The following is a 14,832-nucleotide window of genomic DNA, read 5'->3' as shown; positions in this document are numbered from 1 at the left end:
TGTCCTTCGGTTGTCGGTCGTGCTGCGGCGTGGACGGCGGTCAGGCCCTGCCTACGGTGAGGGAGCGGCCCAGCCGGTTGGCGGTCTCCGAGCGGATCTCGAGGCCGCACTCGCGCAGCAGGCGGTGGAGGGCGAGCGCACTGAACGACTCCGAGCGAAAGCCCTGCGCACCACGGAAGACGGCGCCGCCGTAACGGCCCTCGGCCGGCTCCGCCAGCCCTGTCATGCAGCGGGCGTAGTAGGCCCTGCGCACGGCGGTGGTGCGGGGCTGCTCGTTGAAGACGGAGATGAGGACGGTGCCGCCCAGCGCACGCAGCCCCAGGAGCGCGCGCCGCGGGTCGGGGAGGTTTCCCAGGAGGTTGAACGGGAGCACGATCAGGGGGCGGCGGCCGGGGACGTGCGTCGACCAGCGCACGGACTCCTGCGCGTCGCCGACCAGGGTGGTGGCCTGGGCCTCGAGGCCCTCGTCACAGATGCGCTCGCGGAGTGCGGCCACCGCACCGCTGTTGATGTCCACGCCGCAGTAGGGGACCCCGGCGGCCCTCGCCACCTCCAGGGCCCGCCCGTCGAAGCAGCCGAGTTCGACGACCGCATCGCAGTGCTCGGCCACCGCCGTCTTGAACGCCGCCAGGCACTCCATCTGCAGGAACGTCAGGATCTCGTCGGGGAAGTGGGCCACGCTCATGATCGCGCAGGCGCCGCTCCCGTCCCGGTAGAAGTGATCGAGGTGCTCGGCGGACAGGGGGTGCGGTGGCGATTGCGTGGCGGCGAGCAACCCTGTGCCGGTCATCGGGCGGTTAGCGTCTTGGTGAAGTACGCGGTGTCGAAGTACTCGTGCATGCGCGTGATCCGGCCGTCCGCCACCGTGTAGACGGACACGATGGCGTTCTCGTAGGGAACCTTGTGCTTCGTCATGGAGCGGGACAGGCACTCGACGGCGACCTGCTCCCCGTCGGCGATCATGCTGCGCACCTCGATCGTGTAACCGGCGTCCGGGTCGAAGAGCTCGCCCAGCGGAAGGAGGAAGCCGCCCACCACCGCGTCGCGTCCCTTCCATGTTCCGCACACCGGGTGGTCGCCGGCGATCCGGAACTCCACGTCGTCGGCGAGCAGTTCGAGGACGGTGGCGGCGTCACGGTCCGCGATCGCGCGCAAGTAGCGCTCGACGGTGGCCTTGGGCCCGTTCGCGGGGCTGTTCACGAGTGACCTCCGAGCTCGGGAACGGGGACCGGCTGGTCCGCTCCGGGGTAGATGAGTGTTTTGCGCAGCAGACCGGCCAGGACGGCGCTGGGCATGATGCGGGCGGCGCTGTCGCGCAGCAGGCGCGGAACGGGGTGCTCCAACTGCTCCAGGCGGGCCATGGAACGCGAGACCTCGACCATCGTGCGGGTGCGGTCGCGCTGGATGTCCTCGTAGGAGCGCAGCGCGGCGGCCGGCCCGCCGAGCCGGTCCGCCGCGTTCAGCTGTCCGGCCAGCACGACAGCGTCCTCGATGGACGAACTGCCGCCCTGGGCCAGGCTCGGCAGCATCGGATGAGCGGCGTCGCCGAGCAGCGTCACACGGCCGTCGCCCCACTGCTCCAGGAAGGGCCGGTCCTGGCAGGGCGTGGCCATGATGGCGGACTGCGGTGTGGCGCGTACCACGGCGGTGACCTCGTCGGCCCAGCCCGCGTAGGTGCGCAGGATCTCGGCCCTGTCGACGGTGTGGGCGCGGGCGGCCCGCTCGGGCACGTTCAGGCTGCCCCACCAGTAGAACCGCCCGTGCCCCACGTCATGGATGCCGAAGCGGCGGCCCGCGCCCCAGTAGTGTCCGCTGAAACCCGTCGGGAACCTGGGATGGGCGAACTCGGTGATGGCCAGCCAGCACAGGAAGCCGCCGTAGCGGGGCGCAGACGGCCCGGTTCCGGTGACCTGGCCCCGAATCACCGAACGGATGCCGTCGGCGCCGATGAGCACGTCGCCGTACGCCTCGGTGCCGTCGGCGAACCGCACCCGCACGCCGTCGTCCGACGTCTCGTAGCCCAGCGCGGTCGCGCCCAGCGTGATGGGGCTGTCGCCCACGGCCTCCCACAGCGCTTCCTGCAGGTCCCCGCGGTACAGGCAGATGGTGGGGGCGCCGGCCTCGCGGTCCACGCGGGCGTGCGGGAGCTCGAAGAGAGGGCGCCCGGTGGGCGTCATGAACTTCATCTGCTCGACCACCTGGCCGCGCCGCTCCAGGCCGAGGTCGAGGCCGAGGGTGGCCAGCGCGCGGATGGCGTTGGCGCCCACGGAGATGCCGAAACCGGCGGGCTTGAGCTCCGGAGCCCGCTCGTAGATCTCGACGTCCATGCCGATCCGGCGCAGCGCGACGGCGGCGGCGAGACCGCCGATGCCCGCGCCGATGACGAGGGCCTTCTTTCCAACGGCGCCAGCAGCCATGTCAGTACCTCCCGGTGATGTGAGCCGCCGGCGTCGGACGGCGTTGTGCGCAGTCGGCGCCAGTGGAGTCGGTGAGGGCCGCGGCGACGTGGCGGACATAGGGGTCCTGCACGATCTGCATGTGGTCGCCCGGGACGTCCAGGACGCGGACGCTGCCCGTGGTCAGCCGCGTCCAGCCGTTGGCCGGTTCGTGGTAGAGGCTTCCGGCGAGGTCGTGCACGGGTTTGAGCACGTCGGGCAGCGAGCCCTGCGCGCGGATCAGGACGACGTCCTGGTCGGTGGGCGTGGGCCGCCAGTCGATGAGGGCGTCCCAGTTCGCGCGGAACATCTCGAAGACGCGGCGCAGCGAGGTGTCCGCGTCGTCGGCCGCGAGCATGCCGGTGCGTACGGCGAGTTCACGGACGCTTCGATAGGCGTCGTCCTCGTCGCGCAGAGCGCGGAACGCGTCGGCCGGCACGTCACCGCCGCGGTCGAGCCAGAGCAGCTCCCAGAAGAACCAGGTCATGAGGGACAGTCCGTCGACCTCGGGGCGGTCGGCACTCTGGTCCAGGGCGTCGGAGTCGATGAGGAGCACGTCCGCGACCTCTTCGCCGGCGGCCCTGAGCTGGGCGGCCATCTCGAAGGCGATGTGCCCGCCGAAGGACCAGCCGCCGAGGGTGTACGGACCGTGCGGCTGCACCTCGCGCAGGGCGGCCACGTAACTGCGGGCGATCTCCGGGACGGTGCGCAAGGGCTCGGTGCCCGGCGCGAGCCCGGCCGCCTGGAAGCCGTAGAGCGGCTGGTCGGGCGGCAGGGCCCGGGCCAGGGGCAGGTAGCACAGCACGTTGCCGCCGGTGGGGTGCGCGAGGAACACCGGCCGCCGCGTTCCGGAGCTTCGCAGGGCGATCAAGGGGCCTTGCACGGCGGCGGATCCGTCCCCGACGGTCCTCAAGTACGCGGCCAGTTCCGCGATCGTGGGCGCCGTGATCAGGGCCGAGACCGGGACGGCCATGCCCAGGCGCTGTTCGATGCGGATGACCAGGCGTATGACGGTCAGGGACGTGGCGCCCAGCTCGAACAGGTCGTCATGGGCTCCCACCGCGGGCAGCTGGAGCGTCTCGGCGGCGATCTCGGCCAGCCGCCGTTCCAACGCGTCGGACGGAGCGGCGCAGGTGAGCGCGCGGCGGGTGAGCGGGATACGGCGCAGGGCGGCGTCGTCCCGCTTGCCGCTGGGGGTGCGCGGAAGGACGGGCAGGCACTCCAGGTGCGAGGGGACCATGTGGCCCGGCAGCTGGGCGCGCAGCTCCCGCCGTGTCGCGTCCAGGTCGACGGTGCCCGGGGCGGCGACGAGGAACGCGGCCAGGAAGGAGGCCGGGCCCTCGCCCCGCGCCACCACCGCGGCCTCGCCGACGCCCGCCGCGCGGGCCGAGGGCGTCGCGGTGAGGTGGAGTTCGACCTCGGCGGGCTCGATCCGGAAACCGCGGATCTTGACCTGGGTGTCGGTGCGGCCCAGGCAGACGATGTCGCCACCGGGGAGGGTGTAGCCGAGGTCACCGGTGCGGTAGGCCCGCAGGCCGGTGGGGTGGCCCGGCCGGGCGGGGAGCTCGACGAAGCGCTCCGCGGTCAGTTCCGGCTGCCCCTCGTAACCGTCGGCCAGACAGGCGCCCATGGTGTAGATCTCGCCGGTGGCGCCGACGGGCAGCGGGCGCAGGGCGCGGTCCAGGACGGTGACCTCGCTGGCGTCGACGGCGGTTCCCACGGGCGGCAGCGCGGGGTAGAGCGCCGGGTCGCCGGTCATGGTGAAGCCGGTGACGATGTGGGTCTCGGTGGGCCCGTACTGGTTCTCCAGGATGACACCGGGGGTCGGGAGCGCGGCGCACAGACGGCGGATCTCGTCGGTGACACGCAGCTGTTCCCCCGCCGAGACGATCACTCGTAGCGCACGGGGCACCAGGCCGAGCGAGACGGAGGTCTCCGCGAGCTGCTGCAGGGCCACGTAGGGCAGGAAGACGCGCTCGACACGCGCGTGGTCGAGCAGGCGCAGCAGGGCGGGGAAGTCCAGGCGCTGTTCCTCGCTGACGAGCTGCAGCGGGGCACCGGCGCACAGGGTCGCGAAGATCTCCTGGAGGTGGACGTCGAAGCCCAGCGCGGCGAACTGCAGGGTGGGACCGGTCACCGCACCGCTGGGGACGCGATTCTGCCAGTCGACCAGGCTGGACAGAGCCCGGTGCGGCATGGCGACGGCCTTGGGCAGGCCGGTGGAACCGGAAGTGCACAGGACGTAGCAGGTGTCGCCGGGGCCGATCGGCGGCGGCTCGAAGGAGTCGGCGGCCGAGGGCGCGGGCAGGGACTCCGCCGCGAGCTGCGGGACGTCGCCCAGCAACCCCGCGTGGTGCCGCTGGGTGATGACGGTGAAGGGCCGGACCGCCTCGATCATCGCGCGGATGCGGGCCGGCGGGTAGCCGGGGTCCAACGGGGCGACGGCACAGCCGGCGCGGAGCACACCGAGGACGGCCGCGACGTACTGGGGACAGCGGTCCATGGCGATCCCGATCCGGGCCCCCGGTGCGGCGCCGTCGGCCAGCAGCCGGCGGGCGATCACGTCCGCGGCCCGGTCCAGGCGGCGGTAGGTCCAGCGCTGGTCCTCGAAGGCGACAGCGATCGCTTCGGGCGCCTCTTCGGCGCGGGCGTGAACGGTTCGGGCCAGGTCGGTGTACGCGCCCGCCGTGTCCGCGGCGGGCCCCGCGACCGGCTCCGGGGCCAGGAACGCCAGGTCGGCCTGCTCATCGGGGTGGGAGACGAGGCGGTCCAGGACCCGCACACAGGTGTCCGCGATCAGCTCGGCCTGGCCGGTGGTGAAGACCCGCCCGTCGCAGTCCAGGCTCAGCCACAGGTTGCCGTCGACCGGGTGGACGATGGCACTGACCAGCAGACCGATCCCGCTCTCCTCCCACGTCCGCACGGACAGCAGGTCCAGTCCGGGCAGCCGCCGCAGCGCGTCCAGGCCGTGCAGGTGCACGTAGTTGAACGCGGTGTCGAGCAGCGGGCCGCCGAAGTCCTCCTCGATGCGGTGGAGCGGGTAGTGGCGGTGTGCGTAGCTCTCCTGCTCGCGGCGGAAGACTTCCCGCACATGATCGACCAGGCTGCGGGGGGCGGCGCCGACCCGGATCGGCAGGGTGTTGAGGAACAGTCCGGCGGTGCGGTCGGCGCCGGGCAGCTCGGAGCGGCCGTGCACGACCAGGCCCGTCGTCACGTCGTCCTGGCCGGACAGCAGCCGAAGCGTCAGGCTGTAGGCGGCGAACAGCGCCGACTTCAGGGGCAGCCCGTGTACGCGGCCGAAGTCCCGCAACCGGCTCTGCAGACCGTCCGGCAGCGGCACCAGCCGCGTGAAGCGCCCGGTGCCGCCGGGCGGCTCGGCCGTTGCGAACCCGGGCAGTTGCAGGGGCGCGGCCCCGCGCAGCCGTTCCTCCCAGTAGGCGCGGGCGTCCGCCGAGCGCAGCGCCTGAAGCTCCGCGGCCACGTAGAGCGCCGGCGACGGCGGGGACGCGGCACCGACGGCCGCGACGTCCGCGCCCAGCTCGTGAGAATAGTCCTGCAGCAGTTCGCCCAGCAGACCGGCGACACTGCCCCCGTCCAGGACGGCGTGATGGAAGCCGAGGACGAGATCGACGCGGTCCGCCCGGGCGTGGGCGCGCAGCTGATGGAGCGGGCCCGCCTCGAAATCGTAGCGATGGCGGCGCCGTTCCTCGATGTACCGGGCCAGCTCGGCGTCCGCCTCGGCCTCGCTCGCGGCCCGCAGGTCGCGGCACTCGAGCCCGCCGGGAGCCTGGGGCCGCACGATCTGCAGCGGCTCACCGAAGCCGGTCAGCGAGATGACGGAGCGCAGCGCGGGGTGCCGGGCCGTCAGCCGGTCGTAGGCGCGGCGCAGCCGCTCCTCGTCCCAGGGCATCCGCAGGCTGTAGTGGAAGACGTCCCGGTAGGGTCCCAGGTCCCGCGCGCCGGCGCCCTCCGCCTCCGCGGACGCGGAGCGAAGGCTGTGGTAGACCATGCCCAACTGCAGGCGGCTGAGCGGAAAGGCGTCCTGCGCTCCCCGCCGGACGTGCCGGTCCGCTTCCGACACCAGCGCGAAGGGCGCGAGCGCCGTCCGCTCGCCGGCCGGCCGGGTGTGCTCCGCCAGCGCGGCCACCGTCGGGTACCGCATCAGGTCGCGGATCTCGAACCGCAGCCCGCGTCGTTCCGCCTCGACCTGCACCCGCAGCGCCAGCAAGGAGTCCCCGCCCAGGGCGTAGAAGTCGTCGTGGACCGCGATGTCCGTGCCCAGGACCTGCGACCAGACGGCGGCCAGCAAGGACTCGGCGCCCGCCCGCGGCGGCCGGGAGGGCTGCGCCGCGTGCTCCGGCGCGGGCAGCGCGGCCCGGTCCAGCTTCCCGTTCGGCGTCAACGGCAGCGCCTCGACCCGTGTCCAGAAGGCCGGTATCAGGTGGTCCGGCAGGCTACGGGCCAGTTCCGTACGGAGATCCGCCGGGGAGATCTCGCGCTCACCGGTCCAGTACGCCACCAGATGGGTGCCCCGCTCCGGCGTGGTGCGGGCCACGACCGCCGCGGCGCGCACTCCCGGGACAGCCGTCAGCGCGGCATGGACCTCACCCGGCTCGACCCGGTGCCCACGGATCTTGACCTGGTCGTCGATCCTGCCGAGGAACTCCAACCGGCCCTCCGCCGTCCGGCGGCCCAGATCACCGGTGCGGTACAGACGGCCGCCGGGGGTGAACGGATCGGCGGTGAACCGTTCGCGGCTCAGCTCCGGCCGGCCGAGGTAGCCGCGGGCCACCTGGACCCCGCCGATGCACAACTCGCCGGGAACACCGTCCGGCTGGGGCTCGTCGCCCGGACCGAGCACGTACAGCTGGGTGTTGTCGACCGGATGGCCGATCGGCACGGGCCCACCGCTTTGCGCGGGGTGGTCCGAACAGTCGTAGTAGGTGACGTCGACCGTGGCTTCGGTGGGACCGTAGAGGTTCACCAGCCGCGGGGGCCGTTCCAGGGCGGCGAAGAGGGTGGTGAACCGGTGGACCAGGCCGGGCGTGAGCGCTTCACCGCTGGAGAACACATACCGCAGCGACGCCGCCTTCGACAGCGCCGCGGGCTCGTCCTCCAGCATGTCGAGGAACGGGCCGAGCATGGCGGGGACGAAGTGCACGACGGTGACGTGGTGTTCGGCGACCGCACGCAGGATCTCCCGCGGGTCGCGATGAGCCCTGGGCGGGAGCATGGCCACCGCCGCGCCGGACACGGCCCACCAGAACAGCTCCCACACGGACACGTCGAACGTGGCCGGGGTCTTCTGGAGGATCACGTCGTGCGGACCGATCGGATAGCGGCGCTGCATCCACGCCAGACGGTTGACCACCGAGCGGTGCTCGACCATGACGCCCTTGGGGCCGCCCGTCGAACCGGACGTGTAGATGACGTACGCGAGGTTGTCCCCGGCCACCCCGTCGGCCACCGTGCCGGCCTGCGGCCCGCCCGGTGTGCGGAAGCCGTCGACGCGGATCACCGGCACGGTCGTTCCAGGCGGCACCACAGAGGCGGTCGACTCCTCGACGAGCAGCGCCGCGGCCCCACTGTCGCGCAGCATGTACGCGATGCGCTCCGCCGGGTACTCGGCGTCGACGGGCACATAGCCCGCCCCGGCGCGCAGCGTGCCCAGCAGAGCCGCCGGCAGCGCGGGGCCCCGCTCGACAAGCACCGCGACCCGGTCCTCCGCCGCCACCCCGGCGCCCCGCAGGGCATCCACCACCTGACCGGCGTGCCTGTCGAGTGAGGCGTACGTGGTGGCGGCACCGGCACCCAACACCGCGACGCGGTCGGGCGTGCACCGGGCCTGCTGCGCGAACAGGCCGTGCACCGTCGCGCCTTCGGGAAGCGGGACGGCCGGCCCGTGCGCGGCGAGGAGCGCGTCCGCCCGCCCGGAGGCGTCCAGGAGCGGGATGCGGGACGCGGGCCGGCGGGGGACGGCCAGGCCGTGCCGGATCAGCGTGCGCAGATGCTCCGCCACCCGCGCCGGCGGCAGCCCGTCGTCGAACACGTCCGGGGCGCAGTCGAGTTCGATGCGAAGACAGTCCGAGTTCCGGTGATGGACGACCAGGATCGCCAGCGCGTCCCGGTCGTGGCGGCGCTGGTGACCGGTGCGCTCCTGGACCAGCCCTGCGACGTCGGGCAGTTCGGGCAGGTTCAGATAGGAGATGGTGGTGTCGAAGAGCTGCCGCCGCCCGTCACCGGAGACGGCGGACCTGGGCATGTCCCCGGGCGCGAGCCTTTCGTGGCGGCGGTACACGCGGACGTCGGCGGCGACCCGGTCGGCCATGGAGGCGAGCGTGTCGGCCGGGGCCACCGGGACGAGCAGCGGCAGCGTGGTGGCGAAGTGCCCCACGGTGGCGGCGTGCTGCGGCCTGCGCCGGTTGAGGAACGCGACGCCGAGGATCGCCGAGTCCGTGCCGTGCAGGCGGGCGACATACGTTCCCAGTGCCGCGGCGACGTAGGAGAAGACGGACGTGCCGGTGGCCCGGATCGCGGCCACTTCCTCAGGCTCCAAGGTGACGGACACACGCCGGTCCCCGGCGGCGGGCGCCGGACGCCGCGTAAAGAGCGCCGGGACCGCGCCGTTCAGCCGCTCACGGAAGAAGTCCTGGTCCGCCCGGTGCTCACCGGAGCCGCGGTAGGCGAGGTCCTCCTCGACGAACGAACGGTACGACGGACAGGACGCACCGGGTTCACCGGGTTCGCCGGGACAGGGGGCGTCGCCCCTGTGGCGCTCGTAGTCGGCCAGAACCTGAGTGAAGAACAGGTCGAGCGCATAGCCGTCCGCCACGACATGGTGGGCGCGCAGGACGATGTGGACGGTCTCCGCGTCCTGCCGCAGCAGCATCGCGTGGAACAACCGGTCGGTCCCCAGACGCATGGGCACGGTGAGCGCGGCGTCCACGGCCTGGCGACAGGCGGCCGCCGGGTCCGGTCTCCCGGACAGGTCGAGGACCTCCGCCGGCAGCGGCTCATGGCCGACCCACTGGTAGGGGACACCGTCGGCCTCACCGAACCGGGTGAGCAGGGCGTCGTGCCGACGTGTCACACGGTCCAGGCTCCCGGCCAGCACGTCCATGTCGACCGGCCCGTGCAGCTGCTCGTGACCGGCGATGGTGAACTGCGCCGACTCCTCGCCGGAACGGCACACGGTCCAGATGTCCCGCTGGTGGGCGCTGAGCGGGAACCGCTCCTCCGGCCCCGTCCGGCCCTGCTCGCCCCGCACGTCCTTGATGTCCCCCATGCCACGCCTTCCCCCGGGCCGACTCTTCGCCGGAGACGGTTCCAGTACGCCCTAAAGGCGCTCTGAAGCGCCCCCGCCTCCGGCCTCGCCCAGCGCCTGGGAGCGCGCAACTCGCCCTGGCCACGGCGGACATCACGGCCGGCCGGACAAAGGGACCTGCCGAGAACAGCTCCCTCTCGTTGAGTCGCTTGGGTCACTGCCCGACGGGTGCGGCCGGTACGACCGGTACGGGGCTCAGCGTGTGAGCGGGGAAGCGGTGAGCCGGAACGTCGGGCGGTGCGCGGACGATCCGGCGGCCGTCGTCAGCTCGACCCGGGCCCCGACGAAGACACCGCCGGGGCCGCACTTGCCGCCGAGGACGACGGAGCGCACCCGCACCCCTTCCTCGAGCTCGACGACGGCCACGGCCTGCGGCGCGGCGGAGGCCTGCCGGACGACTCTGATGCTGCGGACGACACCCATGCCCGCGCTGCGTTCCTCATCCAGCTCACCGGAACCGCAGGCCGGACACAGCACCCGGCGGAACGAGGGCGTGTGGCACCAGCGGCAGCGCTGGAACACCAGGGGCGGCGAAACAGTGGGGGACAAGGCGGTCACCTCCTGCCGTGGAGGATAGGGCGGAGCCCTATAGGGCCCGTCGAGCAGCGGTGAGACGGGCGCTCGCACGGCGACGCACACCTCAAGACATTGACGACTGTCCGCACTCTGACTCTGAATGAAATCGCAAAAATGGCGACATGGCGCAGGTGGCGCATGCGCTCGGGATGAGCCGTCCACACTCACCGGCTGGGAGGCGGGCCGGGACCCCTCCGGTGAGGTCCGCACGAAGTACGCCTATCTCCTGGTGTCGCCGGTCGGTGGATCTGCGTAGGGAGGGTTCCTGTGAGCTGGGGTTTTGCGGGTTTACCGGGTGATCTTCCGTTCGAGGATGGGGTTCCAAGTCCGCTGTCAGGCCTGCCTGTTCCTGCGCGAAAGCGACCCCCGCACCGACGAAGCCGAAGACGGCGGCCGCGCCATCGCCATCGAAGAAGGCATCTCCGCCCTCGTCTTCTCCTACGCCGCCCGCCACCGCCACTTCGCCGACATCAAGCACATCGACAACGAACTCCTCACCACCATCGCCCACATGACCGCCCACCACGAGGTCAGCATCCGCCGCGCCGCGGGGTCCGTGCAGGCCGTCGAGGCGCACTTCGCCGGCGAGTGGCTGGATGAGCCGGTCCGCAGCCGTGTCCGGAACCTGCTCCGGGACGAGACCCGCAGGCTGCTTGTGCCTCAGGCCCTCATGCTGCTGGCCCGCAAGGCCATGGAGGTATCGCCGGACACTGTGCCGGACGACCTCCCTGACGGCGACATCGTCGGCGTTCTGTTCAGTCTCACCCAGGTCATGGGTCGCCATTCCGATCCCGGCCCGAGCGTCATCACGGACCGGCCCGGCACGCTGGGCCGCGAACTCATCGCCAACCAGCACTTCCACCGCAGCTGCTCCGTCCCCGGCGTCCTCGCCCGCTATGCACGGTGCTGGCTGCAACTACCCGCCGAACACCACGGCGAGCCGGGAATCGTCGACCTCGGCCAGACCTACCAGGACTGCACCGGCGCCCGCCTGGAGGACCTGGCGGCGGTGGCCAGCTACCTGCCTGACGAGACACTGGCCGGCGCGGGCGCGCACCCCGCCAAGGAGACGCGCAGCCCCCGGGTGAGTGCCCCCATCGAGGGCCCGCCGGGCCAGGACAAAGTAATCGGGGAGCCCGCTGTGCTCACCACCGTCGACCGCTACTACCTCGCCTGGAGCGAGTACCAGAGCGAGCACGGCGAGGAACCCAAGGCCGAGCAGCTCTCCGCCTACCTCGACAGCAAGAAGGGCATGACCGGCCGCGGCGGAAAGCCGGTCAGCCCCTCCACCCTGCGCCGCTACCTCCTGCCGTTCCGTGTCTACAACCTCTGGGCCGAACAGCGGGTGCGCAACGAAACCCCCTCGCTCGACGCCGTCGCACAGGAGTGCGCAGCCCACGGGATCACCGCGCAGCACAACAAGCCCCTCACCGCCGACTACATCGCCGAGCAGGCCGTCGACTTCGAACGGCGCTGGCAGGCACTGACCCGCCACCACGCGCAGTCATAGCAGTGAGAAACCGCCCCTGCTCGCCACTTCGCAACATCAAGCATCATCAGCTGCGGGGGTGGGGTGATGAGGTGGTGAGGGGGCCGCCGGTGCGTTGCCGGGAGAGGTGGCCAGCGCCTGACCCCCCACGGCAGGAGAGCCGGGTATCTGCCACGGTGCCGCCTCGTACCAGCGATGCATGGATGCATGGATGCATGGATGCTGGGAGGACCACCGCCCCGCGCGCTGAGGTGCTGCGGGACCGTTACCGCAGCCGGTTGCCCGAGCGCCTGGAAGAGCTGGCCGGCCCCGTCGAGGGCACCGTCGACCTGCCGCTGCACGTCGTCTGGTCCGGGCGGACCAGCTACGGTCTGGACCGCCCGAAGTCCCGCATGACGCTCTACCGGACCGTCCTTGCTGAGGGCCAGCGCGAGGACCTGGCGGTCTACCTGCACCACCGGCTGCTGGCCGAGCAGTGGCCCGTTCTGCGTCGTCTGGTCAGCCCCTGTATCCGCGAGATCTGGGAGGACGCCTTCCCCGAGCTGCCCCGTACCGCTCCGGCCGACACGACGGCCGCGTGAAGCTCACCCCGCTCCACGAGCGTCTCCTTGCCGACATCCTCGACCTGGGCTCCCTCTATCCCCTGGTCCTCACCGGCGGATGCGCCGTGCAGGCCCACGGCCTGGTCGAACGCTTCAGCCGTGACCTCGACGTCGCCACCGAGAATCCCGCGCCGATGGACGAGATCGTCGCTGCCCTCACAGCCGGCCTCGCCGCACGCGGCTGGCGGACCACGCATGTCCAGACCGACCCACTCAGCGGCCGGTTCCTCGTCACCGACCCGGACACCGGCGAGGAGTGCGAGGTCGACGTCCTCAAGGAGGCATTCTGGGCCCCGCCCGCCCAGGCCCCCTACGGCCCCGTCCTCTCCCTCGACCGTGATCGGCGCCAAGGTCCGCGCGCTCGCCGACCGCGGGACCGTCCGCGACCTCATCGACGTCCGGGCCGCCTCCCGCCACCGCTTAACCGCCGACCTCGAATCCCTCGGCCGCCGCCGCGCCCTGTCCGCCACTGCGCAACAGCAGGTCTGCAGCGCCGCACTGAACTGGGCTGGTCCCAGGCCGAACTGGCCCGCTGTGCCCGGAGCCCCAGCCCGTCATCGCCCGCCTGGAGAACAGTCTCACGCTGCCCTCCGCCCGCACCCTGCTGCGCGTTGCCACGGCCTTGGGACAGCTCCTCCGCACCGCCATCGGAGATGCGGCCTGAGGCTGGTGCAGGGGCGCGCCACCAGTCCAGCTCCTCGGGGAGGAAGGTCTGCTCCAGTGTCTGCCCGAGCGCTCGGGTCCTGAACCAGGGCTTTACCCTGGCTTTACCCGGATCGCTGCCCGTCCGATCCGGCGGATCGCTAGGGTCTGTCCGGCGGATCTTGCGGGGCTCTCCCTGAGCACAGCCGGTGCTGTGGCACTTGACGGTGCTTCCGATCAATTGAGTCGACACCCGTTCCGAGCTGCGGGAAACTCCCCGCGATGACTCAACGAACCGACACGCCTCCCACGTGGGACGAGCGTACGCAGCTGGCCACCTTCCTGGACTACGCCCGTGATACCGCGCGAGCCAAGTGTGAGGGTGTGTCCGCCGAAGATGCTCGCAAGGCCCCACTCCCGAGTTCACCGCTGATGACGTTGTGCGGGCTGATCAGTCATCTGCGGTGGGTCGAGTACTACTGGTTCCAAGTGATGTTCCTGGGCGAGGAGCTTGCGGGGCCGCTCACCGGGGCGACCGACGATGATCCCGATCCTGAGATGCGGACAGCAGTCGACATCCCGTTGCCCCAGCTTCTCGCCGAGTACGAGGAGCAGAGTGCCCGCTACCGTCGCCTGGTGTCCGACCACGAGCTGAACTCAACGGCCAAGCGTCCCATCAGCGACGGCCGCCACGTCGATCTCCGCTGGGTGATCCTCCACCTCATTGAGGAGACGTCCCGCCACAACGGCCACCTCGACGTCGTGCGTGAGCTCGTCGACGGGCGGACCGGCGCCTGAGATCTCGTGCGAGTCACGAGCGGAGCCAGAGCCGGATCGAGGCGAGGGTGACGGTGCCGTGGAACACATAGGCGCGTTTGTCGAACCTGGTGGCCACGGCGCGGGAGTTCTTGAGTGCCAAGATGGTCCGTTCGACTTCGTTCCTGCGCTTGTAGATCGTCTTGTCGAAGCCGGCGGGCCGTCCGCCCTTGCTGCCGCGGCGTTTGCGGTTGGCTCGCTGGTTCTTCGGCTCGGGGATGGTGTGCTTGATCTGCCGTCTGCGCAGGTAACGGCGGTTTCGGCGGGAGGAATACGCCTTGTCACCGCCGAGGTGGTCCGGGCGGGTGCGGGGGCGTCCGCCGCCGAGGCGGCCGACACGGATGCGTTCCATGACGGGGATGAACTGCGGGGCATCGCCCCACTGGCCTGGAGTGATCAGCAGGGCCAGGGGACGGAGCCCGCCTTCCCCAGCCAGATGGATCTTGGAGGTGAGGCCGCCCCGGGAGCGTCCGAGCCCCTCGTCGGGACGGTGTTGCCGGGGCGCGCGCCTTTTCCCGATCTGCAGGGGCCTCTTGCGTGCTCCGGCCGCGTGCTGGTGGGCTCGGCAGGTGGTGGAGTCCACCGACACCATCGACCAGTCGATGCTGCCCTGGGCATCCGCGTCGGCCAGGACGGCCGCGAAGAGCCTGTCCCACGTGCCGTCCGCTGACCAACGTCTGTGCCGCTCATACACGGTCTTCCACTTCCCGAACCGCGCAGGCAGATCCCGCCACGGCATCCCGGTCCGGTTCCGGTACAGGATCCCGTTGATGATCCTGCGGTGACTGGCCCAACGACCGCCGCGCTGCCCAGCCTTGGGCAGATGCGGCTTCAGCCGGGCCCACTCCTCGTTCGTGAGATCTCCCCGCCCCATGGCCATGCCAACGGACCGAAGCGCGAGAAGTCACATGATCCGCCGGACAGGCCCTAGTCATCCGCGCTGGTGGC

General features: G+C 71.6%; 9 protein-coding genes and 1 pseudogene. 4 read left to right on the top strand and 6 right to left on the bottom strand.

All coding sequences use genetic code 11. The features are described 5' to 3' along the window. Positions 1-40: 40 nt before the first annotated feature. From R2S09_RS39030 to R2S09_RS39010, 5 genes are all read right to left on the bottom strand, one after another. Positions 41-790: a methyltransferase domain-containing protein gene (locus R2S09_RS39030; RefSeq protein WP_316745970.1), complete on the bottom strand. Its 750-nt coding sequence runs from the start codon at positions 788-790 to the stop codon at positions 41-43. Then, the gene (locus R2S09_RS39025) at positions 787-1,200 is read right to left on the bottom strand and encodes a nuclear transport factor 2 family protein (protein ID WP_306193032.1); all 414 of its coding nucleotides are present in this window, start codon (positions 1,198-1,200) and stop codon (positions 787-789) included. The genes R2S09_RS39030 and R2S09_RS39025 overlap by 4 nt, the downstream gene beginning before the upstream one ends. Further along, positions 1,197-2,417 carry an FAD-dependent monooxygenase gene (locus tag R2S09_RS39020; protein WP_306193030.1) on the bottom strand — a complete coding sequence of 407 codons (1,221 nt, stop codon included), beginning with the start codon at positions 2,415-2,417 and terminating at the stop codon, positions 1,197-1,199. Before R2S09_RS39020 ends, R2S09_RS39025 begins: the two co-directional genes overlap by 4 nt. Position 2,418: 1 nt before the next feature. Then, a complete protein-coding gene (locus R2S09_RS39015) occupies positions 2,419-9,720 on the bottom strand; it encodes a non-ribosomal peptide synthetase (protein ID WP_316745966.1) in 7,302 nt (2,433 codons plus the stop codon). Positions 9,721-9,954: 234 nt separating this feature from the next. Then, positions 9,955-10,308 (bottom strand): OB-fold domain-containing protein, encoded by a 354-nt coding sequence (locus R2S09_RS39010; RefSeq protein ID WP_316745964.1) that lies wholly within the window; start codon positions 10,306-10,308, stop codon positions 9,955-9,957. A gap of 340 nt (positions 10,309-10,648) precedes the next feature. Here R2S09_RS39010 and R2S09_RS39005 point away from each other — a divergent pair, with 340 nt between their 5' ends. The 4 genes and pseudogenes from R2S09_RS39005 (at position 10,649) to R2S09_RS38990 (ending at position 13,866) form a co-directional block, all read left to right on the top strand. Next, entirely contained in the window at positions 10,649-11,845 is a 1,197-nt protein-coding gene (locus R2S09_RS39005; protein WP_316745963.1) for a hypothetical protein, read from the top strand. Positions 11,846-12,039: 194 nt separating this feature from the next. Then, positions 12,040-12,405 carry a hypothetical protein gene (locus R2S09_RS39000; RefSeq protein WP_316745962.1) on the top strand — a complete coding sequence of 122 codons (366 nt, stop codon included), beginning with the start codon at positions 12,040-12,042 and terminating at the stop codon, positions 12,403-12,405. Continuing rightward, positions 12,402-12,885: pseudogene (locus tag R2S09_RS38995) on the top strand (nucleotidyl transferase AbiEii/AbiGii toxin family protein); the annotation flags it as partial. The gene R2S09_RS39000 and the pseudogene R2S09_RS38995, both read left to right, overlap by 4 nt. A gap of 465 nt (positions 12,886-13,350) precedes the next feature. Further along, entirely contained in the window at positions 13,351-13,866 is a 516-nt protein-coding gene (locus R2S09_RS38990; RefSeq protein ID WP_306193199.1) for a DinB family protein, read from the top strand. 13 nt (positions 13,867-13,879) lie between these two features. Here R2S09_RS38990 and R2S09_RS38985 read toward each other — a convergent pair whose 3' ends face one another. Further along, positions 13,880-14,758, bottom strand: a complete 879-nt coding sequence (locus R2S09_RS38985; RefSeq protein ID WP_316745972.1) for an IS5 family transposase — start codon at positions 14,756-14,758, stop codon at positions 13,880-13,882. Positions 14,759-14,832 lie beyond the last annotated feature (74 nt).

The sequence above is a fragment of the Streptomyces sp. MK7 genome (genome assembly GCF_032658145.1).
GTDB classification, from domain to species: Bacteria; Actinomycetota; Actinomycetes; order Streptomycetales; family Streptomycetaceae; genus Streptomyces; species Streptomyces spiralis.
The sequence above is the reverse complement of the archived record's forward strand: the minus strand, read 5'-3'. Positions and strand labels throughout refer to the sequence as shown.

What these genes read in the sequence shown, in the direction of transcription:
- R2S09_RS39030 (WP_316745970.1), bottom strand. Translation starts at nt 790, where the DNA reads ATGACCGGCACAGGGTTGCTCGCCGCCACGCAATCGCCACCGCACCCC.
- R2S09_RS39020 (WP_306193030.1), bottom strand. Translation starts at nt 2,417, where the DNA reads ATGGCTGCTGGCGCCGTTGGAAAGAAGGCCCTCGTCATCGGCGCGGGC.
- R2S09_RS39015 (WP_316745966.1), bottom strand. Translation starts at nt 9,720, where the DNA reads ATGGGGGACATCAAGGACGTGCGGGGCGAGCAGGGCCGGACGGGGCCG.
- R2S09_RS39005 (WP_316745963.1), top strand. Translation starts at nt 10,649, where the DNA reads ATGGGGTTCCAAGTCCGCTGTCAGGCCTGCCTGTTCCTGCGCGAAAGC.
- R2S09_RS39000 (WP_316745962.1), top strand. Translation starts at nt 12,040, where the DNA reads ATGGATGCTGGGAGGACCACCGCCCCGCGCGCTGAGGTGCTGCGGGAC.
- R2S09_RS38990 (WP_306193199.1), top strand. Translation starts at nt 13,351, where the DNA reads ATGACTCAACGAACCGACACGCCTCCCACGTGGGACGAGCGTACGCAG.
- R2S09_RS38985 (WP_316745972.1), bottom strand. Translation starts at nt 14,758, where the DNA reads ATGGGGCGGGGAGATCTCACGAACGAGGAGTGGGCCCGGCTGAAGCCG.